The 26,681-nt window shown below is 61.8% G+C and carries 29 protein-coding genes; 20 read left to right on the top strand and 9 right to left on the bottom strand.

Translation table 11 applies throughout. The annotated features are described in order from the left end of the window. The first annotated feature begins 26 nt into the window (after positions 1-26). Positions 27-938: a TerC family protein gene (locus ACWTV1_RS07600; RefSeq protein WP_498504768.1), complete on the top strand. Its 912-nt coding sequence runs from the start codon at positions 27-29 to the stop codon at positions 936-938. Between the two features lie 51 nt (positions 939-989). Here the strand turns inward: ACWTV1_RS07600 and ACWTV1_RS07595 are convergent, their stop codons facing one another. After that, positions 990-1,637, bottom strand: a complete 648-nt coding sequence (locus tag ACWTV1_RS07595; protein WP_100387841.1) for a biliverdin-producing heme oxygenase — start codon at positions 1,635-1,637, stop codon at positions 990-992. Between the two features lie 135 nt (positions 1,638-1,772). Between ACWTV1_RS07595 and ACWTV1_RS07590 the strand changes: the two genes are divergently transcribed. Further along, entirely contained in the window at positions 1,773-3,260 is a 1,488-nt protein-coding gene (locus ACWTV1_RS07590) for an MFS transporter (protein ID WP_498505047.1), read from the top strand. A gap of 25 nt (positions 3,261-3,285) precedes the next feature. On the opposite strand, the gene ACWTV1_RS07585 is transcribed toward ACWTV1_RS07590, so the two are convergent. Both ACWTV1_RS07585 and ACWTV1_RS07580 read right to left on the bottom strand, forming a co-directional pair. Then, positions 3,286-3,693: a DUF4383 domain-containing protein gene (locus ACWTV1_RS07585; protein ID WP_100387845.1), complete on the bottom strand. Its 408-nt coding sequence runs from the start codon at positions 3,691-3,693 to the stop codon at positions 3,286-3,288. A 139-nt stretch (positions 3,694-3,832) separates the two neighbouring features. Further along, positions 3,833-4,135: a DUF2470 domain-containing protein gene (locus ACWTV1_RS07580; protein ID WP_100387846.1), complete on the bottom strand. Its 303-nt coding sequence runs from the start codon at positions 4,133-4,135 to the stop codon at positions 3,833-3,835. A gap of 70 nt (positions 4,136-4,205) precedes the next feature. On the opposite strand from ACWTV1_RS07580, the gene ACWTV1_RS07575 reads away from it, so the two are divergent. Continuing rightward, positions 4,206-6,242 carry a heavy metal translocating P-type ATPase gene (locus ACWTV1_RS07575; RefSeq protein ID WP_498504767.1) on the top strand — a complete coding sequence of 679 codons (2,037 nt, stop codon included), beginning with the start codon at positions 4,206-4,208 and terminating at the stop codon, positions 6,240-6,242. A 780-nt stretch (positions 6,243-7,022) separates the two neighbouring features. Here the strand turns inward: ACWTV1_RS07575 and ACWTV1_RS07570 are convergent. From ACWTV1_RS07570 to ACWTV1_RS07550, 5 genes are all read right to left on the bottom strand, one after another. After that, positions 7,023-7,289 carry a hypothetical protein gene (locus ACWTV1_RS07570; RefSeq protein ID WP_498504766.1) on the bottom strand — a complete coding sequence of 89 codons (267 nt, stop codon included), beginning with the start codon at positions 7,287-7,289 and terminating at the stop codon, positions 7,023-7,025. A 152-nt stretch (positions 7,290-7,441) separates the two neighbouring features. Next, complete coding sequence (locus ACWTV1_RS07565; protein WP_498504765.1) at positions 7,442-7,882, bottom strand: helix-turn-helix domain-containing protein; 441 nt, start codon at positions 7,880-7,882, stop codon at positions 7,442-7,444. 274 nt (positions 7,883-8,156) lie between these two features. Next, positions 8,157-8,309, bottom strand: coding sequence for a hypothetical protein (locus ACWTV1_RS07560; protein ID WP_498504764.1), 153 nt, complete (start codon positions 8,307-8,309; stop codon positions 8,157-8,159). Positions 8,310-8,613: 304 nt separating this feature from the next. Beyond that, a complete protein-coding gene (locus ACWTV1_RS07555; RefSeq protein ID WP_498505046.1) occupies positions 8,614-9,363 on the bottom strand; it encodes an SDR family oxidoreductase in 750 nt (249 codons plus the stop codon). Between the two features lie 32 nt (positions 9,364-9,395). Beyond that, the gene (locus tag ACWTV1_RS07550; protein WP_498504763.1) at positions 9,396-10,418 is read right to left on the bottom strand and encodes a zinc-dependent alcohol dehydrogenase; all 1,023 of its coding nucleotides are present in this window, start codon (positions 10,416-10,418) and stop codon (positions 9,396-9,398) included. Positions 10,419-10,578: 160 nt separating this feature from the next. On the opposite strand from ACWTV1_RS07550, the gene ACWTV1_RS07545 reads away from it, so the two are divergent. The 17 genes from ACWTV1_RS07545 (at position 10,579) to ACWTV1_RS07465 (ending at position 25,974) form a co-directional block, all read left to right on the top strand. After that, positions 10,579-11,826, top strand: a complete 1,248-nt coding sequence (locus ACWTV1_RS07545; protein ID WP_498504762.1) for a CaiB/BaiF CoA transferase family protein — start codon at positions 10,579-10,581, stop codon at positions 11,824-11,826. Beyond that, on the top strand, positions 11,823-12,956 hold the full coding sequence (locus tag ACWTV1_RS07540) for a type 2 periplasmic-binding domain-containing protein (protein ID WP_498504761.1): 1,134 nt from the start codon (positions 11,823-11,825) through the stop codon (positions 12,954-12,956). Before ACWTV1_RS07545 ends, ACWTV1_RS07540 begins: the two co-directional genes overlap by 4 nt. Next, positions 12,941-13,411, top strand: a complete 471-nt coding sequence (locus ACWTV1_RS07535; RefSeq protein ID WP_498504760.1) for a MaoC family dehydratase — start codon at positions 12,941-12,943, stop codon at positions 13,409-13,411. Before ACWTV1_RS07540 ends, ACWTV1_RS07535 begins: the two co-directional genes overlap by 16 nt. A 22-nt stretch (positions 13,412-13,433) precedes the next feature. Continuing rightward, positions 13,434-14,447 (top strand): LacI family DNA-binding transcriptional regulator, encoded by a 1,014-nt coding sequence (locus tag ACWTV1_RS07530; RefSeq protein WP_498504759.1) that lies wholly within the window; start codon positions 13,434-13,436, stop codon positions 14,445-14,447. A gap of 21 nt (positions 14,448-14,468) precedes the next feature. Continuing rightward, positions 14,469-15,440, top strand: a complete 972-nt coding sequence (locus tag ACWTV1_RS07525; protein ID WP_498504758.1) for an aldo/keto reductase — start codon at positions 14,469-14,471, stop codon at positions 15,438-15,440. A gap of 166 nt (positions 15,441-15,606) precedes the next feature. After that, positions 15,607-16,776, top strand: coding sequence for a mandelate racemase/muconate lactonizing enzyme family protein (locus ACWTV1_RS07520; RefSeq protein ID WP_498504757.1), 1,170 nt, complete (start codon positions 15,607-15,609; stop codon positions 16,774-16,776). A gap of 34 nt (positions 16,777-16,810) precedes the next feature. Beyond that, entirely contained in the window at positions 16,811-17,467 is a 657-nt protein-coding gene (locus tag ACWTV1_RS07515; RefSeq protein ID WP_498504756.1) for an RraA family protein, read from the top strand. A gap of 28 nt (positions 17,468-17,495) precedes the next feature. Next, complete coding sequence (locus tag ACWTV1_RS07510) at positions 17,496-18,362, top strand: amidohydrolase family protein (RefSeq protein ID WP_498504755.1); 867 nt, start codon at positions 17,496-17,498, stop codon at positions 18,360-18,362. A gap of 162 nt (positions 18,363-18,524) precedes the next feature. Continuing rightward, complete coding sequence (locus tag ACWTV1_RS07505; RefSeq protein WP_498504754.1) at positions 18,525-19,850, top strand: ABC transporter substrate-binding protein; 1,326 nt, start codon at positions 18,525-18,527, stop codon at positions 19,848-19,850. 92 nt (positions 19,851-19,942) lie between these two features. Next, entirely contained in the window at positions 19,943-20,923 is a 981-nt protein-coding gene (locus ACWTV1_RS07500; protein WP_498504753.1) for a carbohydrate ABC transporter permease, read from the top strand. After that, positions 20,920-21,849 (top strand): carbohydrate ABC transporter permease, encoded by a 930-nt coding sequence (locus ACWTV1_RS07495; protein WP_498504752.1) that lies wholly within the window; start codon positions 20,920-20,922, stop codon positions 21,847-21,849. The genes ACWTV1_RS07500 and ACWTV1_RS07495 overlap by 4 nt, the downstream gene beginning before the upstream one ends. A gap of 2 nt (positions 21,850-21,851) precedes the next feature. After that, positions 21,852-22,175, top strand: a complete 324-nt coding sequence (locus tag ACWTV1_RS07490; RefSeq protein ID WP_100387864.1) for an L-rhamnose mutarotase — start codon at positions 21,852-21,854, stop codon at positions 22,173-22,175. 95 nt (positions 22,176-22,270) lie between these two features. Continuing rightward, the gene (locus tag ACWTV1_RS07485; RefSeq protein WP_498504751.1) at positions 22,271-23,581 is read left to right on the top strand and encodes an L-fuconate dehydratase; all 1,311 of its coding nucleotides are present in this window, start codon (positions 22,271-22,273) and stop codon (positions 23,579-23,581) included. 132 nt (positions 23,582-23,713) lie between these two features. Then, on the top strand, positions 23,714-23,974 hold the full coding sequence (locus tag ACWTV1_RS07480) for a hypothetical protein (RefSeq protein WP_498504750.1): 261 nt from the start codon (positions 23,714-23,716) through the stop codon (positions 23,972-23,974). Between the two features lie 4 nt (positions 23,975-23,978). Then, on the top strand, positions 23,979-24,422 hold the full coding sequence (locus ACWTV1_RS07475; RefSeq protein WP_498504749.1) for an FAD synthase family protein: 444 nt from the start codon (positions 23,979-23,981) through the stop codon (positions 24,420-24,422). Positions 24,423-24,505: 83 nt separating this feature from the next. Beyond that, positions 24,506-25,150 carry a peroxiredoxin-like family protein gene (locus ACWTV1_RS07470; protein WP_498504748.1) on the top strand — a complete coding sequence of 215 codons (645 nt, stop codon included), beginning with the start codon at positions 24,506-24,508 and terminating at the stop codon, positions 25,148-25,150. A 59-nt stretch (positions 25,151-25,209) separates the two neighbouring features. Next, positions 25,210-25,974 carry an SGNH/GDSL hydrolase family protein gene (locus ACWTV1_RS07465; RefSeq protein WP_498504747.1) on the top strand — a complete coding sequence of 255 codons (765 nt, stop codon included), beginning with the start codon at positions 25,210-25,212 and terminating at the stop codon, positions 25,972-25,974. Between the two features lie 46 nt (positions 25,975-26,020). Here ACWTV1_RS07465 and ACWTV1_RS07460 read toward each other — a convergent pair whose 3' ends face one another. After that, on the bottom strand, positions 26,021-26,638 hold the full coding sequence (locus ACWTV1_RS07460; RefSeq protein ID WP_498504746.1) for a bifunctional 4-hydroxy-2-oxoglutarate aldolase/2-dehydro-3-deoxy-phosphogluconate aldolase: 618 nt from the start codon (positions 26,636-26,638) through the stop codon (positions 26,021-26,023). Positions 26,639-26,681 lie beyond the last annotated feature (43 nt).

The following is a 26,681-nucleotide window of genomic DNA, read 5'->3' as shown; positions in this document are numbered from 1 at the left end:
GCGGGGCTGTAGTGGAGAATCGACGAATGGAATTCTCCTTCGCCTTTACTCCTGACCTCATCGCGGTCTTTCTCACACTCTTCGTTCTCGAAATTGTGCTCGGCGTTGACAACGTCATCTTCATTTCGATCCTCGCATCGAAACTGCCGAAGGATCAGCAGGCGAAGGCTCGCAACCTAGGCCTCACTCTCGCGATGCTCATGCGCATCGTGCTCGTGCTGTTTGCGGGCTGGATCATCACGTTGAAGGACGAAATCTTCGTCGTCGGCGAGCTGGGCTTCTCGTGGAAAGACCTCATCCTTATCGCGGGTGGTGTCTTCCTCGTCTACAAGGCCGTCACCGAAATACACCACAAACTTGAAGGCGACGAAGAGCACAGCTCAGGCGGTGGCAAGAAAGTGGCCACTTTTGGGTCGGTCATCGCGCAGATTCTGGTGCTCGACCTCGTCTTTTCTCTTGACTCCGTCATCACGGCCGTCGGCATGACAGAGAACCTCGTCGTGATCATCACCGTGGTTGTGCTGTCGTTCGGCATCATGCTTTTCGCGGCGCGCTTTATCTTCACCTTCGTCAACAAGCATCCGACAGTGAAGATGCTGGCCCTGTCGTTCTTGCTCCTCATCGGAGTCTTCTTGATCGCCGAGGGATTCGGGGTCTACATCGACAAGGCCCTTATCTACGCGCCGATGGCATTCGCGATTCTGGTCGAAGCTCTTAACCTGATCGTGGCGGCCCGGCGCGCTAAGCGCGAGGAGCGTAAGCGACGCCCTGTGGGATTGCGCCCGCGGTACGCCGATGTCGACGAATTGATCGCGGTGCACTCTGCGCTCGCCGGCCGTTCCGGCGGCGGGTCGGTAGGGCTGTCGAAGAAGCCTGTCGAAGGTTCCGCGGATTCTGAAGCTGACGGCGCTCGCGAAGAGCGCGCGGGGCTCGGGTAACGCTGCCCAAGGCGGGTCGTGCCGGTTCGGCGACACGACCCGCGCGACAGGCTAGGCGGCCGCTTTCGCGCGCGACAGGTCGATGAACAGGTCGGTGTTGAACTGGTACGCGGCGAGCACTTCTTCAATGACTCGGTCGCGTTCAGCGTCATCCCACTCGACAGCATCGAGCTGGTCGCGGTACGTGTTTTTAAACTCTTTGGGCTTCGCGATCTCGTCGAACAGGTAGAAGCCGACACCGTTGGTTTCGAAACCGAACTGGCGTTGCATGATAGTGCGGATGATCTGACCGCCCGAGAGGTCACCGAGGTAGCGGGTGTAGTGGTGGGCGATGAAGCCGCCAGCCCAGTTCTGGGCAGCGATTTCGCGCACGCGAGCGGCATAGGCGGCTGCGGTGGGCAGCGCGGTGATCTGATCGCGCCAGTTGGCACCGATCAAGAACTCGAGGTCGGCTTCGATCGCGGGAAGGCGCGTGAGCTGGGACGTGATGAACGGCGCCGCTACGGGGTCTGTGGAGAACTGCTCGGCGGCCGCTTCGATTGCTTCGTAAATGAAGTAGTGCTGAGCGACGAGGGCGATGTAGTCATCGCGGGTTCCCTTGCCCGTCATGAGGTCTTTCATGAAGTCGGCGCCCTCGCTGTCGCCGTGGCTTGACCAGGTGCGCTCGCGAAGAGCCTGCGAGAACGGAATGACGGCCACGGGGTCTCCTAGCGAAAGCGGGGTTAGGTAACCCTCACTCTAGCGAAGCCGAATTGGGCGAAACATCATCCGAAAGTTGGGTATTCCGCGGGACTGTATCGTGAGCACGTGAGTGCAACTGAACAGCCCCAGGTGATGGCAACGACTAAGCAGTGGTTCGCGCTGGGTGTGCTGATGCTGCCGACGCTGTTGGTGTCGATTGACAACACCGTGCTGAGCTTTGCCCTGCCGAGCATTGCCCGCGATCTGCGCCCGAGCGCGGTTGCCCAACTCTGGATTGTTGACGTTTATCCGCTGGTATTGGCCGCGTTGTTGGTAGGGATGGGCAACCTTGGCGATCGCTTTGGCCGTCGTCGTCTGCTGCTCATCGGTGCCTCAGGATTCGGAATCGTTTCGGTGCTCGCGGCGTTCGCTCCCGACGCCACCTCGCTTGTTCTCGCCCGCATTCTGTTGGGCGTCTTTGGGGCGATGCTCATGCCCTCCACGCTGTCGTTGCTTCGCTCGCTGTTTGCGGATCGCCGTCAGCGGCGCCTCGCGATTGCGATTTGGGCCGCAGGGTTCTCAGCGGGTTCCGCCATTGGGCCACTCGTCGGGGGAGTGCTGCTGGAGAACTTCTGGTGGGGATCGGTGTTTCTCGTCGCTGTGCCGTTCCTGCTGCCGCTGCTGATCTTCGCGCCCGTCTTGATTCCCGAGTCGAAGGATCCCACCCCCGGACCGTTTGACCTGGGCAGCATACTGTTGTCGATTCTCACGCTCGGCCCGGCGGTGTACGCGATCAAAGAACTCGCGACCGAGGGCGTGGGAGTGCTGCCCATGGCCCTGTTAGTAATCGCGGCGCTGTCCGGCACTTTCTTTGTGCGCCGACTGCTCGGGCAAGCCAATCCGATGCTCGATATGCAACTCTTTCGCGTGCCCTCCTTCAGCGGTGCCGTGCTCGTGAACCTCGTAAGCGTGTTCTCGTTGCTCGGCCTGCTTTTCTTCCTCACCCAGCACCTTCAACTGGTGGAAGGATTGAGCCCGTTCGACGCTGCTCTTGCTCTGACGCCCGGCATTCTCGTGATCATTGTGGCGGGGCTCGCGGTGGTGCCACTCGTGCGTTTCGTGCGACCGGGCTACCTGATGGCGGGCGGACTCACGCTGTCACTGCTCGCGTATGGTTCCATTGCACTGACCGGTAGCGATGCCACGGTGCTGAGCTACATCGTGGCATTCTGTGTTCTTGGGGCCGGCATCGGTTCGGCCGAGACCCTCTCGAACGACCTCATCATTTCGAGCGTGACTCCAGACAAAGCGGGAGCGGCATCCGGAGTCTCAGAGACCGCTTACGAGCTCGGCGCAGTGCTGGGAACCGCGGTACTAGGGAGCATCCTGACCGCGTCGTACCGCTCGACGATCGACATTCCTCAGGGCCTGAGTGCGGTGGATGCCACCGCCGCGCGAGAAACGTTGGGCGGTGCCGTAGAAGTTGCGTCCACTCTCCCGGGTGGTCTCGGCGAGGAACTGTTGGAGTCAGCGCGACACGCTTTCGACTCGGGAGTCGTCACCACGTCGTGGGTGGCCGTGGCGCTAATGGCGGTCGCGATCACGATCACGCTGGTGACCTTGAGGTCAGTGCGGAGCTAGTGACCGTCGTGGTCGGGGTGACCCGCTAGACGCTCACGCCAGTGGCGCGGCTGTCGGCGCCGATACCGACGAGCAGTAGTACGACGGCAGCCGCAAAGTGCAGAACGTTGTCGGCGGCATTGAGCGCTAGCACGTTGAATTCTGAGCCGATAAGCAGCAGTCCGGCGAACCCGAGCACGAGCAGGGCAAAGCCAAGTCCGGAGTTGACGGCGCGCGCTGCGGCACGGTTTGCGAGAGCAGCGAGCACCAGCGCTGCACCAATTAAGATGTGGATAACGTTGTGGAAAACGTTCACTTGGAACACGTCGGCGAGCATCCCGCCCTCGGTCGCGAAGAAGCCAACACCCCCGGTGACGGTGAAGCCGAGCAGGCCGATGAGCACAAAGAATCCGCCGACAATGGCCCCGAGCATGCGGTTGGGTGATCGAGTCATAGTTACTTCCCCCTTGTGCGCACACTAGGTGAGTGCGCAATGCTGCTTCTTATTCGTACTCCTCTTTCCTAGCGTTTGGCTAGGGCAGGGGAGGGTGAAACTTGCTCAATTCACCGCAGTTGTGGATGCCGCGGCGACCCTAGCTGTGCGGTCGAGCTTCGACGCCCAACTTTTCACACGCAGCATCGTAGAGCTTCACGATCTCATGGCGGATCTCCGCGCGCTCGGTGATCTCCGTGCTCCAGGGCACGGTCACGTGGTGTTCGATGCCGTCGACATCCGAATACTGCCAGGTGCCCTCGACGCCATCGAGTGACACCATGGCCGCGGAGATGGCGGCTGATTCCGCGAACGCACGAACGATGAGCAGATTGTCATCGTTGTGGTCGCTATTCATGTGGGCGAGAACTGCGGACACGATTTCTTCACTGAAGGTGGTCACGGCTCTACGGTAGCTGGGAGTTGAGTTCTTTGGGTTGAGGCATACCCTCTAGGGGTATAGCGTGGCGCTCATGGATGGAATGACCGAGCACGACACGCACGCCTCCCACAAGCAAAGCTCTGGCCACTCTGGCCATGGCGATCATGTCGCACAGTTCCGTCGCCTGTTCTGGATCATGCTGGTGATGGCAATCCCGGTTGCCGGATTTAGCATGATGTTCGCGCAGATCCTGGGGTACTCGCTGCCCGATGTCGCGTTCCTTCACTGGATCTCGCCGGTTCTCGGCACCGTCATGTACTTCTGGGGTGGCAAGCCGTTCCTGACCGGCGGTTACTCGGAACTGAAGGCACGCAAGCCGGGAATGATGCTGCTGATCTCGATGGCGATCTCGGTCGCCTTCGTTGCATCGTGGGCATCCACTCTCGGCCTCATTGCGAACGAACTCGACTTCTGGTGGGAGCTTGCGCTGCTCATCGTCGTGATGCTGCTCGGCCACTGGGTCGAAATGCGGTCGCTGGCTCAGACCTCTAGCGCGCTCGACTCCCTTGCCGCTTTGCTTCCGGATGAAGCGGAGAAGGTTGAGGGGGATGACTTCGTCACCGTGCCGCCGTCTGACCTCGTTGTTGGCGACGTCGTCATCGTGCGCCCCGGCGGACGCGTACCCGCCGACGGCGAAGTGATTGACGGTTCAGCCGAAGTGGATGAGTCGATGATCACCGGAGAGTCGCAGCCGATTGAGCGGGGCGTGGGCGACCGCGTTGTGGCGGGAACCGTTGCAACTGACAACTCGATCCGGGTGAAGGTCACAGCGATTGGCGATGACACCGCGCTCGCAGGAATCACCAAGCTCGTCGAAACGGCGCAGAGCTCGTCGTCACCCGCGCAACGCATCGCCGACATCGCGGCGGGCTGGCTGTTCTGGTTCGCTCTCGGCGCCGCAGCGCTCACCGCCACCGTGTGGACCCTCGTGGGCAGCCCCGACGATGCGATCGTGCGCACGATCACCGTCTTGGTCATCGCGTGCCCGCACGCTCTCGGCCTCGCCATCCCGCTTGTCGTCTCGATCTCGACCGAGCGCGCGGCCCGCGCCGGAGTGCTCGTGAAAGACCGCCTTGCCCTCGAAACGATGCGCAAGGTCGACACCGTTCTCTTCGACAAGACGGGAACGCTCACGAAGGGCGAGCCCGCCGTCACGCATGTTGCGGCGGTCGGGGATGCGAGTGAAGACGAGGTTCTTCGACTCGCAGCGGCAGCGGAGAACGACAGTGAGCATCCGCTGGCTAAGGCGATTGTGACCGCCGCGAAGGAGCGCGAACTCGAACGAGTAGGCGCCTCAAGCTTCAGATCATCGAGCGGTGTTGGCGTCGAAGCGACTGTCGATGGTGCGACGATCAGCGTGGGCGGGCCGAGCATGTTGCGCCAGCACGACCAGCAGCCCGTCGATGTAACGACCGAGTGGGCGGATGCCGGCGCGATCATTCTGCACGTGCTCTCTGACGGTCACGTGATTGGCGCAATCGGACTCGCGGATGAAGTGCGCGAAGACTCGCGCCAGGCGATCGATGCGCTGCACGCGCAGGGCGTCACGGTGGTGATGATCACGGGAGATGCGGATGCCGTGGCACAGTCGGTGGCGGCTGAACTCGGCATCGACCGCGTGTTCTCGGGCGTGCATCCAGAAGACAAAGCCAGCAAGGTTGCCGAACTGCAAAAGGCGGGCGGCACCGTCGCAATGGTCGGTGACGGCGTAAACGATGCGCCAGCGCTCGCCCAAGCGGATGTCGGAATCGCAATCGGCGCCGGAACAGACGTGGCCATCGCCTCGGCCGGTGTTGTGCTCGCGAGCGACGACCCACGTTCGGTACTCGCCGTCTTCGAACTCTCCCGCCGCAGCTACGCCAAAATGCGCCAAAACCTCTGGTGGGCTGCCGGCTACAACCTCATCTCGGTGCCCCTCGCGGCAGGAATCCTTGCCCCCATCGGCTTCGTGCTGCCGATCTCGGTCGGTGCGCTGCTCATGTCGGCCTCGACCGTCGTTGTCGCGGCGAATGCGCAGCTGTTGCGCCGGCTCGACCTGCGGCCCGAAGCGGTTATCGGCAAGGATTGAGTCAGTGCTGCGCTAGATCGACCGCGCGGTCAGACGAATATCGGCAAGCCCGGGACTGCGTGGGCTATCGCGGTGAGAACGCCGAGGATGATCAGAAGTGTGCCCAGCATTCCGAAGTAAAGCGGGGATGGCGCGAGCGGAGAGTAGGGGTTGTAGCTGGGGAGCCACTCCTCGGCGGCCGAAATCCAGAAAACGAATTCGAGAGATACCCAGAAACAACTGTTGGCACCCACCGACGAGGATGGATGCCAACAGTCTGAGCGTGACGTTTAGCGGCCGAGCCAGCCGCCATCCACGTTCAGGATCGCGCCCGAGACGTAGTCGGAGGAGCGCGACGCGAGGAAGACGGTCTCAAGCAAGGGAACCTTCAAAATCGATCGACACCTTCGAGCGCGAGATCCATGCGCATCACGGGGACAAGCATGCAGCAGGGAGGGCAAAGAGATTTTTCGACGGACCACGTCGGTTGAATGGCCTGCTCTTCCGGCTAGTGCTGAAGTGGCTGCGAGGTTGACGCTGGCGTCTCGGCTGCGTCCTCGATGACCTCGGGTGCCACACTTGCGGCGATTCCAGATGTCGTGCTGCCGGTGCTCATTGCTTGTAGGTGCTGACGCACAATCTCAGCGAACATCGGGCAACCTGCAGAGATGAGAGCCTGGTTCAGCGTCTTGCTGCTCTTCCGCTTTTGGTAGTAGTCGATCTGCCTTTTGATTACTTCGTCGACGGCCTGCGGGGCGACTCGGCGATCATCTTGAAGAACGAGTCAGCGGAGTGCACCTCTTAGGTCAACTCATCCGAGATATCGTGAAAGCCCTGGTCATCGGCAACTAGGTAGCTGGCTCCGCACTTGATCGATGCGGCATAGACGTGAGTGTCGTGCTCGTCGACTCCAGGGAATACCGTTCCTGCGGGAAAATCGCGGACTAGCTCATCTAGAGACGCTTCGAGCGTTTCCTTCACATTGCTGGTGATGTGCCCCGAACCACCTGAGTTGTTCTTCCGAATCCAGTAGAGGACCTCAGCGATAACGTCGTTGGAGCTCGCCACGGTGAACACTTCGCAGAGGGTCTCTTCTCGAAGAAGGAACAGCCAGTCCCGAAGGGTCTTCGAATAAGAGGACGTTAGCGTCCACGAAGACGATTGGTGCTCCCATCTAGTCAGGATAGAGGGGTTGAGGAGACCTCGCAAAGAGTGGTGCTCTATTCTCCGCCGAAGTCGGCTTCGAGCAACTTTTCGATAGCAGCTGAACGCTCAGCCTCGCGCGCCCGACGGTATTCAGACAGGTCGCTCCACTTCACCCGGCGGTGCGTGCCGTGCTTTGTCGCAGGGAGCTTGCCGTCGGTGATCAGTTTTACCAGCGTGGGGCGAGAGACTCCGAGCACGTCAGCAGCGTTCGAGGTCGTCAACAACTCAGGCATCGACTCCAGCACCAAACGGCCGCCTTGCTGCATTTGGTGCACCATTGCGTCGAGGATCTTGGCGAGGCCATCTGGCACCTGAATGCTCTTGCCGGTCTCTGTTGTGATCGTCACGCCCGAGAACGTATCATCGCCAACCTGTGCGACCACTTCAGCAGCCTCGGCGCGTAGTTCGTCAGTGATAGTAGTCACCGATGAGCGCGCCAATGTTGACACAGTCATGATCTTTCCTTCGCTAAGTCGAGGTTCTGCTCTCTTCTGCTGAAGAGAGTGATCAATCGGCTTTCGTTTGTAAGTGTAAGCATAATCTAGCGCGCTGTAAAGGTCACGCAATATCGCGGGGGTTTGCGATGGCACATAGGTGGTTGACGAGGCAGGCGTCTATTCCGCCTGAGACGAAGGTCCTCCCCGATCTTGGCTATGGCGGCATAATTCTGTGAGCCAGCAGCAGATATCTGAGCGGGCGCGCGTTAGCCATGCTGACTCGCAATGGGAGCTATTCCCTGGTCGCTTCCTTTGCGGCTCGGGCCTCGAGCAGTGCGAGTGTCTTTTCAGTCGCATCGCGAATGCGATGCAGAGCTCCGACGATGCTGATGCTTGCGAAAAGCAGGATCAGCACGAGGGCCAATAGCAAAAAGTTCGGATCCATAGGCGACAGTCTCTCAGATTTAGCCCGCGACATCTTCCGGCGGGACTTCAGTAGTCTCCCGCTCGCCGATCCACAAACGGATCATCTCTGGCCGACATCGGGAGATCGGTACGCCCCGCTGTTTTGCGCTTTGGGAATCCCGTAAGGGTGGCCGGACCGAAATCTCGAAAGGAGTGCCTGAACGGTCCCGCAGGGCGGTGCTGCCAATTGCTGGCTCAAGTATCGCCGCACGTTTACGACATACCCAGAAACAACTGTTGGCACCCACCGAGGAGGGAGGATGCCAACAGCGTGCGCGTGAGGACTAGCGGCCGAGCCAGCCGCCATCCACGTTGAGGATCGCGCCCGAGACGTAGTCGGAGGAGCGCGAGGCGAGGAACACGGTGGCACCCGCGAGGTCGTTGCCGACGCCCCAGCGACCGGCGGGGATGCGGTCGAGGATTGCCTTCGAACGGTTGGGGTCGTCTTGCAATGCCTGGGTGTTGTCGGTGGCGATGTAGCCGGGGGCGATGGCGTTCACGGTGATGCCCTTGCTGGCCCACTCGTTGGAGAGTGCCTTGGTAAGGCCGGCGATGCCCGACTTCGCTGCCGTGTAACCGGGCACGTTGATGCCGCCCTGAAAGCTGAGCAGCGATGCGGTGAAAATGATCTTGCCGCGGCCACGTTCTATCATCGAGCGAGCGATGGCCTGCGTGAGAGTGAACTGGCTCGACAGGTTCACTTGAAGCACGCGATCCCACAGCTCAGTGGGGTGCTCGGCGGCAGGGGCGCGCTCGATGGTGCCGGCGTTGTTGACGAGGATGTCGACGTTGCGGGTCGAGAGTGTCTCGCCCAGCGCGGCGACGGCATCCGGGTCGGCAAAGTCGCAAGCGATGCCCTCAAAGGTGCGGCCATACGAGGTGACCGCCTTCTCGATGTCGCTGCCCGAGGCTTCGATGGTGGCGCTGACGCCGATGATGTTCGCGCCAGCAGCGGCGAGTGCCTCGGCCATGGCGAAGCCGATTCCGCGTCGTGCGCCCGTGACAACCGCGGTCGTTCCGGTCAGGTCAAACATGCCGTTCATGGGGTTGCCCTTCTCATTCGTGCTCACTTCTGGCCCGCGACATCCACGAGAATTTTCATCGCTTTGCCCGCGGCAAGGTCAGCAAACGCTTCGCTGGTCTGCGACAGCGGCACAATGCGCGTGATCAGCAGCTCGGCCGGGATGACGCCGCTATCGATCAGCTCGATGGCCTTCTCAAAGTCGGTGCGCTGGTAAACGCGCGCTCCCATAATGGTGAGTTCGCGCCAGAAGACGCGCTGCAGGTTGATCTCGCGAGGCGTGGGGTGGATGGCGACAACCACGAGAGTTCCGCGCACCTTCGCGAGATCGGTGGCGCCGAGCACGGCAGCCGCAGCACCCGAGACTTCGAAGACCACATCGGCACCGGCATCCGCGGTCCACTCGTTGACCCAGGCAACCTGGTCGACCTCGAGAGGGCTGATTGTCGTGAAGCCGAGCGCTTCGATCTGAGCGCGACGACCGGCGTCGATCTCAATGACCGCTACCTCAGCGCCAAATTCGCGGGCGACGGATGCGATGAGCACCCCAATCGGACCACCACCGATAATCACAGCCTTATCTCCGGGCACCAAGCCCGAACGGCGAACATCGTGCACCGCAACCGCAGCAGGCTCCACGAGCGCGGCGTGATCCAGTCGCAGCTCGGGCGGGAGGGCCACAAGCGTTTCGGCGGGAACATTCCACTTGCCCTGCAGGGCGCCGGGGGAGTCGATGCCAATGAAATCGAGGTTCTGGCAGATGTGCTGGTTGCCGGCGAGGCAGGCGGGGCAGGTGTTGTCCCACCAGAGCGGCATGACGGTAACGTGGTCGCCCACATTCCAACCCTCAACGCCGTTGCCGAGAGCGGAGACGGTGCCGCTCATCTCGTGACCAAAGGTCAAAGGCATTTGCACGCGTGCATCCATGTTGCCGTGCAGGATGTGCATGTCGGTGCCGCACAGTCCGTTGTAGGCGACGGCGATTTGAACCTCACCGGCGGCCGGAGGCTTCGGTTCGTACTCTTTGACCTCAAGGCGTTGCTCGCCTACGTAACTCACGCTCAGCATTGGTGCGCTCCTTTGCGATTAGTGAACACAAAGGGCGGATGAGGGGCAACGTCGGTGCTCGGCACCGGATGTCGCGGCCTTGTTCCCTTGCGTGTATTTGTGCGTCATACTAGCATGATCAAACGATTGTTCACGAGGATCAACAGAAGGCTGAACAGCAATGACTGACGACAACGGCGCACCAACGGAGTCTGCGCCAATGGACCGACCCCTCGAGGGCATTATGGTTCTGGACTTCAGCCAATTCTTGGCCGGACCAGTAGCCGCGATGCGTCTCGCAGACCTGGGCGCCCGCGTCATCAAGGTCGAACGCCCCGGCACGGGCGACATCGGTCGCACCCTCGCGTTCGCGGGTCGAGAGTTCGACGGCGACACAGTCTCCTTCCACGCGATGAACCGCAACAAAGAATCAATCACGGCAGACCTCAAGGTGGCCGAAGACCTCGCCTACGTCAAAGAACTTGTCGAGCGTGCCGACGTGATCATCCAGAACTTTCGGCCCCGCGTGATGGAACGCATCGGGCTCGACTTCGAATCGGTGCGCGCCATCAACCCCGGCATCGTCTACGCCAGCGCGACCGGCTACGGCGAAGAGGGCCCGTGGAAGGATCGCCCAGGGCAAGACCTGCTCGCTCAGTCGATGTCGGGCATCCCGTGGCTCAATGGCTCGAAGACTGACGGCCCTGTGCCGGTCGGGCTCTCGATTGCTGACCACCTCATGAGCTGCCACATCGCTCAAGGAGTGACCGCCCTTCTCGTGCGTAAGTTCCGCACCGGCAAGGGCGGGATGGTGCAGACCAGCCTGCTCGAAGCCATGCTCGACCTGCAGTTCGAACTGCTCAGCACCAAGCTCAACGACGACAGCATCACGGTGCAACGTCATGGCGAGCACTCGGCTCACGCCTTCTTAGCGGCGCCCTACGGCACGTATCCCACCACTGATGGTTACATCGCGATGGCGATGAATCCGCTGCCGAAACTGGGTGATTTGCTCGGCATGCCCGAGCTCAGCGAAATGCATGACCCGCAACTCGCCTGGGACCGCCAAGAGTACGTCGAAGACCTGCTCGCCGCGCGCTTTGCCACCGGCACTACGCAACAGTGGCTCGACATTCTCGATGCCGGCGACGTGTGGTGTGCTCCCGTGCTCACGCTCGACGAACTACTTGCCTCGGGCGGCTTTGAAGCGATTCGGATGACGCAGCCCGTCACCCGCGGAGGCAACGAACTGCTCACGACGCGCAGTCCCATCCGCGTTGACGGCCAGATTCTCACGAGCACTAAAGCGGCCCCGACTCTCGGAGAAGACAACGCTCGAGTGCGGGCCGAGTTCCCGTCGCGCGCTGCCGCAACCGCCGCCGGTGCCGCACCTGCAGGCGCCCCCGCAACCGAGGAGGCCTCCGCATGAGCCCGACGATCATCAAGGGAATGACCTGGGAACACGAGCGCGGCTACGGCAGCGTTGTGAAGGCCGCCGAAGCGTATCGCTCGGTAGCTCCCGATGTTGAAGTGCAGTGGGAGTACCGCTCACTGCAGGCTTTTGCCGACCAAGATCTGGAGAGTCTGGTTGAGCAATACGACCTGCTCGTGATCGATCATCCGCACATTCCGATTGCGGCAGAAGACAAACTCTTTACGCCGCTGAACGGTCGCGGGTTCGACGCCGAACTCGAGACGCTCGCCACTCAGTCGGTTGGTCGCTCGCACGAGTCGTACCAGCACCTCGGCCAGCAATGGGGCCTTGCGCTCGATGCTGCAGCGCAGGTTGCCGCGTTCCGCCCCGATCTTCTCGAGTCGCCGCCCCGCAACTGGGATGAGGTGATCGCGCTCGCCGAAGAGGGCCGAGTTCTGTGGCCCTTCAAGCCCGTCGACGCGTATTCGAGCCTCATCACGATCGCGTCAGGGCTCGGCGAAGATGCAATGGCTGACCCCGGCGTCTTCCTCTCAGAAGACATGCTGACCCGGTCGATGGAATTGCTCACGCGCCTCGCCCGTTTGGTGCCCGCCGACAACGCTGGCTTCAACCCGATTCAGGTCGCCGATGTGCTGGCCGAGAGTGATACTTTCGCGTACTCGCCACTGCTCTTCGGGTACACGAACTACTCCCGTGCCGGCTACCGCTCGAACCGCGTGCAGTACATCGACATCCCGAGCTCGACTCGCGGCGTTGCCGGTTCTCTGCTCGGCGGGGCCGGTATTGCGGTCTCCTCCCGCAGTCAGGTGATGGATGCCGCGATCGCGCACGCTTTCTGGCTCGCGTCGGGCCCCGTGCAAGAGGGTTCGTACTACGACGGCGGTGGCCAGCCCGGCAACGCGGTCGCGTGGGAGAGTGCGCGCACCAACGCCGACAGCCTCGACTTCTTCACCGGAACGCGCGCGACTCTCGAAGGCGCCTACATGCGCCCTCGATTTGCGACCTACATCGAACTTCAAAATGCGGTCTCCCCGCTCGTGACCTCAGCCCTGCTCGGCGAGATCACCCTTGACGAACTACGCGAACGCCTCGATGCAGGCGTCGCAGAATGGCTGGTGCGCTGATGCTCACGAAAGATCGCTGGTACGACGACCACGAAGTGGGGGAGCGCCGCGAAACCATCGGCCGCACCATCACCGAAGCCGACATCGTGCTGCACGCTGGCCAGACCGGCGACTTCTTTCCGCACCACATGGATGCCGAATGGATGGCAACGCAGCCCGCCGGTCAGCGCATCGCCCACGGCACGCTCATCCTCTCCGTCGCCGTGGGAATGACGGCGGGCGACATCAACCCGCAGGCCATGAGTTATGGCTACGACCGCATCCGCTTTATCCGCCCCGTCTTCATTGGGGACACCATTCGGGTAACCGCCGAGATCAACGAGATGTCGCTGCACGCCAAGCGACCGGATGAGGCTGGCTACCTGCACGAGTTGGTCACGGTGATCAACCAACACGGCGACACCGTGATGGTGCTGACTCATCTTTATCTGGTCAATCGACGTACCAGCGACTAGTTGCCCGAATACACTGGCAACTATGGCTACTTTGAGTGATGTTGCGACCCGCGCCGGAGTTTCGGTGTCTGCGGTTTCGCGGGTGCTGAGTGAAAAACCTGGCGTGCGAGTGAGTGTGGCGACCCGTCAGCGCATTCATGATGCAGCAAAAGAGCTCAACTATCGCCCCAACTTCACCGCGCGGGCGCTCAAGTCGTCGCGCACGCACGCCGTTGGCCTAGTCGTGCCCGGAGTGACGAACGCGATCTTTGCCGAGCTCATGCGCGGCGTCGAAGAAGAGGCGAGCAGCAAGGATTACATGGTTCTGATCGCCAGCACCGAGCGGTTGCCCGAGGGCGAAGAGTCGATCCCGCGCCTCATGGGTGAAGGACGAGTCGACGGTGTTCTCGTGCAGTTCGGTGACCACCTGAGTGGTGACGATCTGCGCACGGTGACCGACAGCGGCCTGCCCGTGATCTCGATCAACACAATCAACCCGGGCAGCGGTGGTTCTGTTCGCCTCGAAGATGAGGCGGGGATGCGCCTCGCAACCGAGCACCTCATTGAGCTCGGCCACACCCGCATCGGGTACGCCGGCGGTGTGCCAACCTCGGAGTCAGGTCAGCGACGTCTCGCCGGATTCCTCGAGGCGATGGCGAACGCGAAACTCACGGTTGAACCCGAACTCGTCACCGACTTCGGCTACTACCCCAAGCAGGGTGCTCAAGCCCTCGATGCGATGGCCGAGCTGTCGACGCCTCCCACTGCGGTGGTCGTGGCGAACATCAACGCCGCTCACGGTGTGCTTTCGGAGGCACGACGGTTGGGCATCCGCGTTCCTGAAGACATGTCGATCGTGGCCATGCACGACACGTGGACGGCCGAAATCGCGTGGCCGCCGCTCACCTGCGTGCGTTTGCCGCTGTACGAACTGGGTCGCGCCGCCATGGCGAGCCTGTGGGACAACATCAACTCCGGCACCGCCGAAGACCGCGTAATCGCCGACCCAGCACCGGAGCTGATCGTGCGCGAATCTACTGCGCCCCCGGCGCGCTAACCCTCCCTGGAGAAACCAACAGTGAAGACCAGATCAACTCAGCGTGGACTTGAACTGACAGAGATCGGCCTCGGCGCCGCGCAGTTGGGTAACCTCTATCGCGAAACCACCGACGCCGAAGTTGGAGAGGGAGTCGCCGCAGCGTGGAACGCCGGGGTTCGCTATTTCGACACCGCGCCGCACTACGGGCTGGGCCTCTCTGAGCGTCGCCTCGGCGAGCAGCTGCGGACGCACCCGCGCGAGGACTACGTGATCTCGAGCAAGGTCGGCAAGCTCCTCGTACCGAATCCCGGTGGAGAAGACCAGATGGATGACCAGGGCTTTGCCGTGCCCGCCGTCACCAAGCGTCAATGGGATTTCAGTCGCGACGGCATCCTTCGCTCAGTCGAAGAATCTCTCGCCCGCACCGGGCTCGACCACTTCGATGTGCTCTACATGCACGACCCCGACGACCACTTTGAGCAGGCCTCGACCGAGGGAATCAGCGCGCTCATTGAGCTGCGGGAGCAAGGCGTCGTGAAAGCAGTCGGTGCCGGGATGAATCATGCCGCGCCGCTCGCGGAACTGATTCGTCGCGCCGACGTTGACCTGCTCATGTGTGCCGGCCGTTTCACCCTCATCGACGATGAAGCGGTCAGCGAACTGCTGCCCCTCGCGCTCGAACGCAACGTCGGCATCGTCGTCGCCGGCGTTTATAACTCCGGACTCTTGGGCCGCAACCGCCCCAGCCCTGACGCGACCTTCGACTATGAGCCGGTTCCGCCCGCGATCCTGGAGCGCGCCAATCGCGTGGCTGACGCGTGCGAAGCCCACTGCGTCACACTGCCCGAAGTGGCCATCGCCTACGTGCTGCGGCATCCGGCTGTCGTCTCGGTAGTGGTCGGCGCTCGCGGTGGCGACCAGGTGCGGTCGAACATCGAGCGCTACGCGGCCACGATGCCCGAGGGCCTGTGGAGTGACCTCGAGGCTGCCGGGCTGGTTGCTGCGCTCTAGATCACCGGGCTAATCGCAGCGTGCCCATTTCAACCGTGCCCACTGAGGCCACACCCGCAGCCCTAAGGTGCAATTGCACGGATGCGGTCTCGCATGCTTGTGATCAAACGATTGATCAGATACCGTAACCACTATCGCTCGCTAGTAGAAACGAGGCGCACTTCCTATGGGACTCACTGACACAGCCCTAACCATTACCGCCGTGCGCGCAGTGTTGCTTTCGCACCGGTACCAGCCAGGAGAAGAACTCACGTGGGTAGGTGGCACCATTTGGTCATGGGATGCCGCCCTCGTTGAAGTAACCCTCTCAGATGGAACCACCGGAGTCGGGGAAGCGGGAGCCGGCATCATGGCCGCCGCCGCCGTGCCCGGAATCGTGGATGCCTTCCGCCCCTACGTTCTCGACCACAAGTTCGCGCACCCCCTCGAAATCGCCGACCACCTGCGCGCCTACACCGCCTTCTGGGCGCGTGGCGGAATGCTCAACGGCGTCGCCGGAGCAATCGAAACCGCTGCTGTGGATGCCGTGGGCAAGCGCCTCGGCGTTCCCGCCTACGAAGTGCTCGGTGGCCTCAAGCGCGACTGGATCGAGTCCTACGCCAGCGGCGGACTCGGCACGACCTTCGGCGAAGTTTCCGATTGGGCTGCAGCCCAGATCGAAGCCGGCTTTGGCACTGTGAAGTTCCGCGCCATGACTGACCCAGACACCACCATCAAGCTGCTCGACCACGTGACCGCACTGCTGCCCGACGGCGTGCAGTTCGTTATCGACGCCGTGCAGGCGTGTGCCTCCGACCCGTGGCCCGTCGACGAAGCTATTCGCGTTGGCCATAAGGCTGCCGAGCTCGGCGCCCGCTGGTACGAAGAGCCGTGCCAGGCGGATGACGTGGTCGGCTACGCAGCGGTGCGTGCCGCCGTGAACGTGCCGATCTCCGGTGTCGAATCCAACGGAACCGTGCGGGACTTCGCCCAACTGCTCGACGCCAACGCGCTCGATGTTGCCCAGCCCGACGTCACCTTCGTCGGTGGGCCCAAGGCTTTCGCTCGGGTCGCCGAGCTCGCTCACGCGACCGGCGTGAAGACCGTGCCTCACGTCTGGGGCAGTGGCGTCACGTTCGCCGCGAACCTGCACACCGTGCTCGCGAGCCCCTACGTGGAGCTCTTTGAGTACTGCACCCTGCCCAACCCGTTGCGTGACGCGATGCGGGTGGAAGAGGTCGAATTCAGGGACGGCGGAATTGTTGCTCCCACGGCTCCCGGCCTCGGCATCCAGCTCACTCCAGAAATCGAAGCACAGTTCCCGTTCAGCCCAGGAGGCGGTCATGTCATCTGCTAATTCGAATAACACGTCTCAGAAAGGTTCTACTTCAATGTCTGGTTTCATAGCGCTTCCCGGCGATGAACGCCTCACTACGGCGATCTTGAGCGACTCCTGCGACGAATCAGGGCTGCGCAATCAGGTCTTCGCGCAGCGGTACGCTCCCCTCAGCCCGGGAACGCGGGCAATTGGTCGGGCGAGAACGGTTCGCTACGCCCCGGCGTTGGAGTCCGTTGTCGACAATCCTTACCACGAGTCAATCGACTTTATCGATAGCGTCGGTGAGGGCGAGATGATTATTATCTCGACAGCAGACAGCAACGATTCGGGCTTCTGGGGCGAGCTATTTAGCGCCGCAGTGATGGGCGCTAAAGTCTCCGGCGTCATAACAGACGGCAACCTTCGCGACACCGACAAGATTGTCGAGCTCGGGTTTCCGGCGTTCTCTCGTTCACGCCGCCCGATTGACTTCCGTGCCCGGATGCGTGTGATTGCCTCCGACGTCGCTGTCGTTGTTTCCGGTGTCAGAATCGCCCCGGGAGATCTAGTCATGGCTGACGATGATGGAGTTGTCGTCGTCCCGCAGGAACGCGAAGAAGAAGTGCTGACACGCGCCCGAGCGCGCGTAGCTGCGGAATCGACCGTGTTGGCAGAACTGCTCGCCGGGGCGTCAATGCGCTCCGTGTGGGAAAAGCACGGCATTCTCTAAACTGGCCATCGGAGAAGGGACTCACATCGTGGTTTTTCCAATCATCGACGCTCACCAGCACATCTGGAACCCCAATCGGGCTCACTATGACTGGCTCGACGAATCACTGGCACCGATAAATAAGGAGATGACCCTCGATCGGCTCCTTCCCGAGTTGCGGGATGCCGGTGTCGACTACACGGTTCAAGTGCAGTCGGCCGACAACTTCGATGACACGCGTTTAATGACGGAGTGCGCGGCGGCCAATCATGAGGTCGCGGCGATTGTGGGCTACGCGCCGATCGATCGTCCGGAGCAGGCGGCGCGCACGATTGAGGCGTGGGAGGATGACACCCGCATGGTTGGGGTGCGCACTCTCATCCACAATCAAGAAGATCCGGAATGGTTGCTGCGACCCAACGTTGACGAGGGGCTCACGGTGCTGGAACGCGCCGGGCTCACCTTCGACGTGGTCGCAGTTCTTCCGGAGCACTTGGCGCTCGTTCCGGAATTGTCGCGGCGGCATCCGGAACTTCGCATGGTCATCGACCACTTGGCCAAGCCACCGATCGGGCTCGAGGAGCGTGAGCCCTGGTGGTCGGCGATTGAAGCAGCCGCCGAGAATCCCAACGTGTACGCCAAGGTCAGCGGTCTGTATTCGGCAGCCGGTGACCCGCAGCAGTGGACCACGGAATATGTGCGGCCGTTCTTTGAGCGAGCCCTCGAGGTATTCGGCCCTTCGCGCCTGATGTATGGCGGCGACTGGCCTATTTCGGTGCTCGCTGGCGGCTACACGCGGGTGTGGCAGGGCCTTCAACCTCTCTTCGACAGCGTGGATGCCGCAGACCGCGAACAGTTGCTTGGCCGTACCGCTGCGGAGTTCTACCGCATCGATCCCGCACGCATTGGCTACTAAAGGGTCGAGTGTGCACGGCTAGATAACAGTTGAAAAACCTTTGATCAAACGTTTGCACAACTTCCGCGGTTGGTATAACGTTTGAGCACCGGAGAATTCGCGCCGTTCCAGGGCCTTGTTCTCTCCACTACGAAGCAGTAGAAATCTCACCAAGGAGTGTCAATGAAGACCAAGAGGTTCCTTTCCGCCAGTGCAGGAGTGGCCATAATTTCGGCCGCTGCACTCGTTCTATCCGGCTGTTCGGCTGACGGAGGCGCTACCGCCCCCGAGCAGACTGACTCGGGTGGAAAAATCACGGTGTGGGTGGACCCGCCCCGTGTTCCCGCCGCAGAAGCTTTCCAGGAAGCTCACCCCGAGATCGAAATCGACGTTGTTCAGATTGACGGAACCGTTGGTGGCCAGACGGTGAAGCAGGCGTTCGCTAACTTCGACTCCGCAGGTTCAGGATGGCCTGACGCCATCTTCTTCCCCTCCAACGACGACATCGCGTGGGCAACCGGCGCAGCCAGCAACTACGCAGCCGACCTCACCGATCTGCTTCCCGATGTCATCGATGGTTACGACCCCGCAGTGCTTTCGTTCTGCGACATCGATGGTCAGATCCGTTGCCTCCGCAACGACGCTGCTCCCGACGTGTTCTGGTACAACAAGGCGTTCTTCGACGAGAACGGCTACACGCTGCCCACCACGTGGGAAGGCTACGGCGACCTCGCCGTACAGATCGCTGCAGAGCACCCTGACAAGATCAGTGGATTCCTCGGCGACGCGTATGCCGTAAACCGCTACCTCCAGGCGGCTGACTGCCCCACGAACGACCGCCTCTCGGAGTCGGAAGTTCACATCAACCTCGATGACCCGAACTGTGTTCGTGCCAACGAGCTGCTCACGCAGATGTACGAAGGTGGCGCACTCACCACCCAGGGCATCTTCGACGGTGACGCCGCTGCTGCTGGTGTGAACCTCGTCATGAGCCCCGGTGCTGTCTGGTGGGGTAACTACCTCTTCCGCGACACCTGGAAGATCCCGGCCGAGCAGATGAGCGCAAGCGCTCCGCTGACCTGGGAAGGCGAATCAAGCCCGACCGCCGGTAACGAAGGTGGCGGCCTCTGGGGCGTTTCCTCTCACATCACCGGAAAGCAACTCGAAAACACGCTGACCTTCGCCACCTTCGTTGCGACTGACCCGGCATGGCAGGTTGAGCTTTCAACGGGTCTCCCCGGTTACGGCCCGATTCAGGATGCCTGGCTCGAGAAGCTCGAAGCTGACGGCTACTTCGCCGATGTTGCCGCTGTTCAGCAGGCGTTCAAGGATGCCGCTGGCGCCGTAGCTCCGTACTCGTACATGCTCTACGACACCGGTGCTGCCTGGACCGAAACGGTCAGCCCCACGCTGATCGCCGACGGATCCATCAGCGACGCACTCAGCACCTTCGGTACTGAACTCGTGAACCGCGCCAACTCGGTCGGCTACACGGTCACCGCCGAATAGAAGTAACCAGCTAGGCACAGCATGTGTGGGGGTTTCAGATCCTTGAGGCCCCCACACTCTGTTCCACTCCCCAAATCAGAGGCGAGGAATACATGAGCAGCTCAACGCTAGCCACGAAACGCACGGAGCCCCCGGCTGCCGGCGGCCGTGCATCCACCACACCCCGGCGTCACCGCACTCGCCACGCAGAATCACGCGGCGCCTGGATCTTGCTCGCCCCGTACCTTGCACTGTTTCTCGTAGCGGCGGCGATCCCCATCGGCTATGCCTTCTGGATCGCGCTGCAAAAAGCACCAACCCTCGTCGACCCCTCAAGCGGGTTCGGCGGCATTGACTCGTTCATCACGGTAATCACCGACTATCGGTTCTCCGGAACATTCATCAACATCTTCTCCGTCATGATCGTGTGGTTGCCGCTCATGATGCTCGGCATCGTTGGCTTGGCCCTGTTGGTTCATGCCAGCCCCGGTCGCTTCGGCTCCACGATGCGCTTCTTCTACTTCATCCCGGGTGCGTTGAGCGGTATCGCCAACTTCGTACTCTGGGTTTACCTGCTGCACCCCACGCAGTCGCCCCTCGCACCGCTCTGGCAAGAGGTCGGATTCGGATCGCTGAAAGAAATCGTCACCGACGGCAACATGCCGATGATTCTCACGGGCATGCTCTTCTTTCAGGGCGTGGGTACGTGGATCATCGTCGTCAACGGTGGCCTCAATGGCATCCCTGATGAGATCTTCGAAGCCGCCAAGATTGACGGCGCCAACGCGTGGGACCTTGCGTGGCACATCAAGCTGCCGCTCATCCGCCCTTGGATTGGCTATGCGGCCCTCATGAACTTGGCCTACGGCTTCCAGCTCTTTCTCGAGCCGTACCTGCTGCGACAGATTTCGTCCGGAGCTATTGCCGGAGAGTGGGCGCCAACTCAGTTGGGCTACGCCTTCGCTTTCACTAACCGAAACTTCCCGGCCGCGGCCGCACTATCAATAATCCTGCTCGTGATCACCCTGAGCATCGGAGTCGTCATCGTGATGAAGAGCGGACTCTTCGGCGACGAAAAGGAGAAGAAGCGATGAGCAACAGCGCTCCCGGCGTCGTTGGCGCCAAACACTGGACCGTAGGTCGCATTGTCCGCATCACCGTCATGGTGATCATCGCTGCCGCGTTCATCCTGCCCATCATCGGCTTCATCGCAATGGCCTTCCGCAGCCAAGAAGGCGTGTTGGCCGGAACCGACGGCTTCCTCGGCCTCGGTGGAATGTCGTGGGACAACGTTGTGTTCAGCTGGAGCCAGATCAATGGCTTCGGTCCTGGCGGTGGAGGCCTCTTCACCCGCTGGGTAGGCAACTCACTCGTAGTCGCCGTTATCGGTGGAATACTAGCCCTCGTAGCCGCACTGCCTGCCGGCTATGCGCTGGCACGGTTGCGATTCCGCGGCCGCAAAGTGATGCTCTTTGCAACCCTGCTCGCGATGGTCATGCCCAACACGGTACTCGTCATCCCGCTGTTCCTCGAAGTGAACGCGATCGGAGCCGTCGGCCAACTCTGGCCCGTTGCGGTCATCATGGGGTTCTTCCCCTTCGGCACCTATCTCGTCTACATCCACTTCATGACAACGATGCCGCAAGAGCTCGTCGAGGCAGCTCGTATCGACGGACTGAGCGAAATCGCAACCTTCTTCTACGTGGCACTTCCCATCTCGAAGCAGGTCATTGCGCTCGTCGCCTTCTTCTCCTTCGTGGCCAACTGGACGAACTTCTTCCTGCCGCTGGCGCTGCTCACCTCGAACCAGGAGAACAAGACGATCTCGATCGGCATCCAAGAACTCATCGGAGCCAGCCCGCTGTTCAACGCCACCGTTGCAGCCGGTCTCGACGTGAAGCTCTACATGCCGCAGCTCGCGCTCGCCACGTTCCTCTCGATGATCCCGCTGCTCATCGTGTTCCTCACGGCGCAGCGCTTCCTTATTCGTGGACAAACCGTTGGTGCGGTGAAGGGATAACAATGAAGCGAGTAGCCCAGGTCATCGGCCTCCCACCCGAGAACCGCGAAGAGTACGAGCGATACCACGCCGCTGTGTGGCCAACGATTCTTGAACGACTCGCGGCCAGCAACATCCACAACTATTCGATCTATCGCCACGGCGACCTGCTGTTCTCGTACTTCGAGTACACGGGTGACGACTACGAAGCCGATCAAGCCGCCATCGCGGCTGACCCCGAAACTCAGCGCTGGTGGGCTCTGCAAGAGCCGCTGCAGCAGCCGCTGGATGACCGGGCGGAGGGCGAGTGGTGGAAAGAGCTGCCCGAGGTCTTCCACGTTGACTAGCTGACACCGCGACTCACACGCACTACCGCGCACCCAGACGCGCCTCACCCGCGCACATACCTTTTATCGGTTCTGAGCAAGGAGAACTCTTCAGCATGACTACTATCACCAGCGTTGACGTCTATGACGTGCGTTTTCCGACGTCGCTCACCGCCGACGGCTCAGACGCCATGAACAAGGATGGCGACTACTCGGCCGCCTACGTTGTACTCCGCACTGACGAAGAGGGCGTCGCGGGCTACGGCTTCACATTCACCATCGGCCGAGGAAACGACATTTGCGCACTCGCTGCCGAACAGCGTGCCGAACCGCTCGTGGGCCGGGATGTCGATGAGATCGTCGGCGACCTCGGTGGCATTTACCGCGAGCTGAAGTCTGACTCGCAACTGCGCTGGCTTGGGCCAGAAAAGGGTGTCGAGCACCTCGCGATGGCCGCCGTGATGAACGCCGTGTGGGATCTCGCTGCTCGTCGCGCGAACAAGCCGCTCTGGCGCCTGCTTACCGACATGACTCCGGAACAGCTCGTTGACACCGCGGACCTCAAGTACTTGAGCGACGCCATCACTCGTGACGAAGCCATCGCGCTCCTCACCGAGCTCGCCGACAGCAAAGAGCAGCGCATCGCCGAGCTCACCGAGACGGGCTACCCCTGCTACACGACGAGTGCGGGCTGGTTGGGTTACTCCGACGAGAAGCTTCGCCGTCTCTGCCAGGAGGCTGTGGATGCTGGCTACCGCCACATCAAGCTGAAGGTCGGCGCGAACCTTGACGAGGACATCCGCCGCTGCCGCATCGCCCGCGAAGTGATCGGTGACGACGCCAAGCTCATGATCGACGCCAACCAAGTGTGGGATGTCGACGAGGCAATCGACTGGGTGAAGGCGCTCGCCGAATTCAAGCCGCTGTGGATCGAAGAGCCGACGAGCCCGGATGACGTGCTCGGCCACGCAGCAATCCGCAAGGCTGTTGCCCCGATCGGTGTCGCCACGGGAGAGCACGGCATGAACCGGGTGCTCTTCAAGCAGATGTTCCAGGCCGAAGCGATCGACTTTTGCCAGCTCGACTCTGCCCGCCTTGCCGGCCCGAACGAGATCATTGCCGTTTACCTAATGGCCAAAAAATTCGGTGTTCCGGTCTGCCCGCATGCTGGTGGCGTTGGCCTCTGCGAGCTTGTGCAGCACCTCTCGATCTTCGACTACGTTGCCGTGTCAGGCACGCTCGAGAACCGGGTAACCGAGTTCGTCGACCACCTGCACGAGCACTTCGTTGACCCCTGCATCGTCGAGAACGGCGCCTACCGCGTGCCAATGGCACCGGGCTACTCGGCCCAAATGCACGAGTCGTCGCTCGCCGAGTTCTCGTTCCCGGCAGGGAGCTACTGGGCGGGTGCCGCCGTCGCGTCGTAACGTCACCCTCTGATGGTGGTCTGCCCCAACGGGGTAGACCACTTTCGTGTTTAACCGAGAGGCGGGGGCCCGGGGTGAAATCGAAAGCAGCGAACAGGTGGGCACTCTCGGGCGTCACATCCGCGAGAAACCGTGAGAGACAGCCTCAAGAACCGCGAGGTGCGCACCCTCACTCTTCCCCTTCTCGTCGTGCTTCTCGTGCGGAGTGCGCTCGAGAACGGGCTCATCGAGTCGAGCGTGATCTTCACGCTCTTCTTCCTCACGTCGCTCGTTCTCGAGCGAGGGCACCGGTACCCCTTCGAACACGACCGCTCTGTGCGATTCGCGCTCGCCGTGGCACCGGCACCCACCCCCATCACAGAACTCACACCTCCCCCGACCCGAACCCGGTGAGCATATGTCTCAAAGAATTGGATACGCCGCAGGAGCCTACGACCTCTTTCACGTTGGCCACTTGAACATTCTCAAACGCGCTAAAGAACAGTGCGACTACCTGATCGCCGGTGTTGTCTCCGACGAAATGCTGGAGCAGACCAAGAAACTGCGGCCCACAGTGCCGCTCGACGAACGCTTAGAGATCGTGCGCAGCATCTGTTACGTGGATGAGGCAGTCGCCGAAACGGTGCCCGACAAGTTGGAAATGTGGCGTCGTTTGCAGTTCACGACGTTCTTCAAGGGCGATGACTGGCGCGGCACCGAAAAGGGGCTGAAGTTGGAGCGTGAGTTTGCCGCCGTGGGGGTGGAAGTTGTGTACTTTCCGTACACGGCCAACACCTCGAGTACCGGCCTGCGGCATGCACTCGAACTGATCGAAGAGATGTCGGCGCGAGCCCGCGCCTAAGGCTCCCGTTCAGATAACCGAAATAGCGTGGCGACGCGGGCGGTTCACCCCTGCAACAACCTTTCCCCATTATTTGGAGCGCCATGAATCTCACTCAGCAGCTCAAAGAACGTGCCGACAGCAGTGCAGCAACGAAGTCCGCCGAAGACACCGCCACTCTCACTAACTCGGTGACGGAGGTCGAAAAGGCTGGCATCGTTAACAACGCGCTCAAGGTCGGCGACACTGCCCCCGACTTTGCTCTCGCAGATGCCGAAGGAAACACGGTGCGACTGAGCGAGCTGCTGGAGAAGGGCCCCGTTGCTCTCGCGTTCTATCGCGGCTCCTGGTGCCCGTACTGCAACATCGAGCTCAAGGCACTGCAGGACATGCTTCCCGAGTTCCGTGCTGCCGGAGCAACTCTCGTAGCGATCTCGCCGCAAACCCCCGACGAGTCACTCTCTCTCGAAGAGAAGCATAACCTCGAATTCCCGGTGCTGTCCGACGGCGAGCTCGAAGCGATCAACGGCTTCGGACTCCTTCACCCCGTGGATGACCGCACCAAGGCCTACTACGAGAAAGCCGGCTACGACCTCGTGAAGTCCAACGGCGCGACCGGATGGCAGCTGCCGCTGCCCGCAACCTACGTGATTGCGCCCGATCGCAGCATCCGCTTCGCTTTCGTGAACGCCGACTACAAGTTGCGCGCCGAGCCCGCCGACGTTGTTGAGGCGATCAAGGCGATCTAAACCGTTCTTGGTCGTAGTCTGGGGAGGCCCCGCTTCACCGTTCGGAAAGTAGAAACCGCATGACTCACCAGTTCTCCAGCTATGTCGCCATCGGAGACAGCTTCACTGAGGGCGTCGGAGATGAACTGCCGGATGGTCGGGTGCGCGGCTGGGCCGACCAAGTCGCTCTGGGGCTCGCGCTCGCCTCGCCGAACCCCGTCGGGTACGCCAACCTCGCCATTCGCGGGCGACTGCTCGCGCCCATTGCGGGGGAGCAGTTGCAAGCGGCGGTCGCCCTCCGGCCTCAGCTGATGAGCATCAACGGTGGCGGAAACGACATCATGCGCCCGAAGGTTTCGCTGGAATCGATCACTGACCAGCTGCTGGCCGCTGTTGACACGGCTACGGCCAGCGGCATCCATGTTCTCCTGCTCAGTGGTGGAAACCCGAGCAAGCACTTGCCGTTCGGATCGGTAATGTCCACGCGCGGTGACCGGTTGGCCCACGAGGTTATGTCGCGGGCGTCGAAGGACAACGTGACTTTCGTGAACAACTGGGCCGACCAAGAGTTGACCAAACTCCAGTACTGGTCGGTCGACAAGCTGCACCTCAACGCGCGCGGGCACGCCCGGGTCGCGAGCAATGTGCTGTCGGCGCTCGAGATTCCGGTGCCCGACTTCGCTGCCGACGAGGGTCCAGCGGATGACGCCCGCCCCCGCACCGCGGCCTACTGGCGTGAATACGTGCTCCCGTGGATCGGCCGCCGTCTCACGGGCCGCTCCTCGGGCGACAACCGTGAACCGAAGAGCGCGACCCTGCAGCCTGTGGAGATCGCGGGGCGCTAGCTTTCGGCTTGGCTCGCTCGCTTGAGTCGCGGCTCAGCGCTGCGCGCTAGTTGCGCGCGGCGAGCAGTTCCGCGAGGCGCGGCAGCTGGGTCTCATCGGCGAGTGCCGAACCGACCGCAACAACCTTGGCGCCTGCGGTGAGGTATTCGCCGGCGTTGCCCGCATCCATTCCGCCGGTCGCGACGAAACGCATCGCGGGGAACGGTCCGCGCATTGCGCCGAACCAACTCGTGCCGAGAAGGGATGCCGGGAAGGCTTTCACCCAGGTGAGGCCAGCGGTCTGGGCCGTCTGAATTTCAGTCGCAGTGGCGACGCCGGGAAGTGGTGGCATGCCCGCTTCGAACGAGGCGCGAACGACGTCGAGGTCGAAGCCGGGGCTCACGGTGAACGCTGCTCCGGCATCCGCAGCTTGGCGCACGTGCTCGAGAGTGACGACGGTTCCCGCGCCGACGGACTTGCCGAGGTCCTTGCCTGCTGCAACGACGGCGCGCAATGCTTCAACATCCTCGTCGCTCTGGATGGGCACTTCGACCGAGTCGATGCCGAGTTCCCAGGCGGTGCGCGCCAGAGCAACACTGCGCTCGACGCCGAAGCCGCGAAGGATCGCCATGAGGGGCTGACCGTCGAAGAGCTGGTCGAGCGATGCGTTGGAGATCTGAGCCATGAGAGAGCCTTTCAGAAGCGAGCGAGGGTGAGGAGTGAGGGGT

This window comes from Salinibacterium sp. VpJ6 (genome assembly GCF_059767345.1).
Note: the sequence above shows the minus strand (reverse complement) of the source record. Positions and strands in the feature narration are given on the sequence as shown.

What these genes read in the sequence shown, in the direction of transcription:
- ACWTV1_RS07600 (WP_498504768.1), top strand. Translation starts at nt 27, where the DNA reads ATGGAATTCTCCTTCGCCTTTACTCCTGACCTCATCGCGGTCTTTCTC.
- ACWTV1_RS07590 (WP_498505047.1), top strand. Translation starts at nt 1,773, where the DNA reads ATGGCAACGACTAAGCAGTGGTTCGCGCTGGGTGTGCTGATGCTGCCG.
- ACWTV1_RS07585 (WP_100387845.1), bottom strand. Translation starts at nt 3,693, where the DNA reads ATGACTCGATCACCCAACCGCATGCTCGGGGCCATTGTCGGCGGATTC.
- ACWTV1_RS07575 (WP_498504767.1), top strand. Translation starts at nt 4,206, where the DNA reads ATGGATGGAATGACCGAGCACGACACGCACGCCTCCCACAAGCAAAGC.
- ACWTV1_RS07565 (WP_498504765.1), bottom strand. Translation starts at nt 7,882, where the DNA reads ATGACTGTGTCAACATTGGCGCGCTCATCGGTGACTACTATCACTGAC.
- ACWTV1_RS07560 (WP_498504764.1), bottom strand. Translation starts at nt 8,309, where the DNA reads ATGGATCCGAACTTTTTGCTATTGGCCCTCGTGCTGATCCTGCTTTTC.
- ACWTV1_RS07555 (WP_498505046.1), bottom strand. Translation starts at nt 9,363, where the DNA reads ATGTTTGACCTGACCGGAACGACCGCGGTTGTCACGGGCGCACGACGC.
- ACWTV1_RS07550 (WP_498504763.1), bottom strand. Translation starts at nt 10,418, where the DNA reads ATGCTGAGCGTGAGTTACGTAGGCGAGCAACGCCTTGAGGTCAAAGAG.
- ACWTV1_RS07545 (WP_498504762.1), top strand. Translation starts at nt 10,579, where the DNA reads ATGACTGACGACAACGGCGCACCAACGGAGTCTGCGCCAATGGACCGA.
- ACWTV1_RS07540 (WP_498504761.1), top strand. Translation starts at nt 11,823, where the DNA reads ATGAGCCCGACGATCATCAAGGGAATGACCTGGGAACACGAGCGCGGC.
- ACWTV1_RS07535 (WP_498504760.1), top strand. Translation starts at nt 12,941, where the DNA reads ATGGCTGGTGCGCTGATGCTCACGAAAGATCGCTGGTACGACGACCAC.
- ACWTV1_RS07530 (WP_498504759.1), top strand. Translation starts at nt 13,434, where the DNA reads ATGGCTACTTTGAGTGATGTTGCGACCCGCGCCGGAGTTTCGGTGTCT.
- ACWTV1_RS07520 (WP_498504757.1), top strand. Translation starts at nt 15,607, where the DNA reads ATGGGACTCACTGACACAGCCCTAACCATTACCGCCGTGCGCGCAGTG.
- ACWTV1_RS07515 (WP_498504756.1), top strand. Translation starts at nt 16,811, where the DNA reads ATGTCTGGTTTCATAGCGCTTCCCGGCGATGAACGCCTCACTACGGCG.
- ACWTV1_RS07505 (WP_498504754.1), top strand. Translation starts at nt 18,525, where the DNA reads ATGAAGACCAAGAGGTTCCTTTCCGCCAGTGCAGGAGTGGCCATAATT.
- ACWTV1_RS07500 (WP_498504753.1), top strand. Translation starts at nt 19,943, where the DNA reads ATGAGCAGCTCAACGCTAGCCACGAAACGCACGGAGCCCCCGGCTGCC.
- ACWTV1_RS07495 (WP_498504752.1), top strand. Translation starts at nt 20,920, where the DNA reads ATGAGCAACAGCGCTCCCGGCGTCGTTGGCGCCAAACACTGGACCGTA.
- ACWTV1_RS07490 (WP_100387864.1), top strand. Translation starts at nt 21,852, where the DNA reads ATGAAGCGAGTAGCCCAGGTCATCGGCCTCCCACCCGAGAACCGCGAA.
- ACWTV1_RS07485 (WP_498504751.1), top strand. Translation starts at nt 22,271, where the DNA reads ATGACTACTATCACCAGCGTTGACGTCTATGACGTGCGTTTTCCGACG.
- ACWTV1_RS07475 (WP_498504749.1), top strand. Translation starts at nt 23,979, where the DNA reads ATGTCTCAAAGAATTGGATACGCCGCAGGAGCCTACGACCTCTTTCAC.
- ACWTV1_RS07470 (WP_498504748.1), top strand. Translation starts at nt 24,506, where the DNA reads ATGAATCTCACTCAGCAGCTCAAAGAACGTGCCGACAGCAGTGCAGCA.
- ACWTV1_RS07465 (WP_498504747.1), top strand. Translation starts at nt 25,210, where the DNA reads ATGACTCACCAGTTCTCCAGCTATGTCGCCATCGGAGACAGCTTCACT.
- ACWTV1_RS07460 (WP_498504746.1), bottom strand. Translation starts at nt 26,638, where the DNA reads ATGGCTCAGATCTCCAACGCATCGCTCGACCAGCTCTTCGACGGTCAG.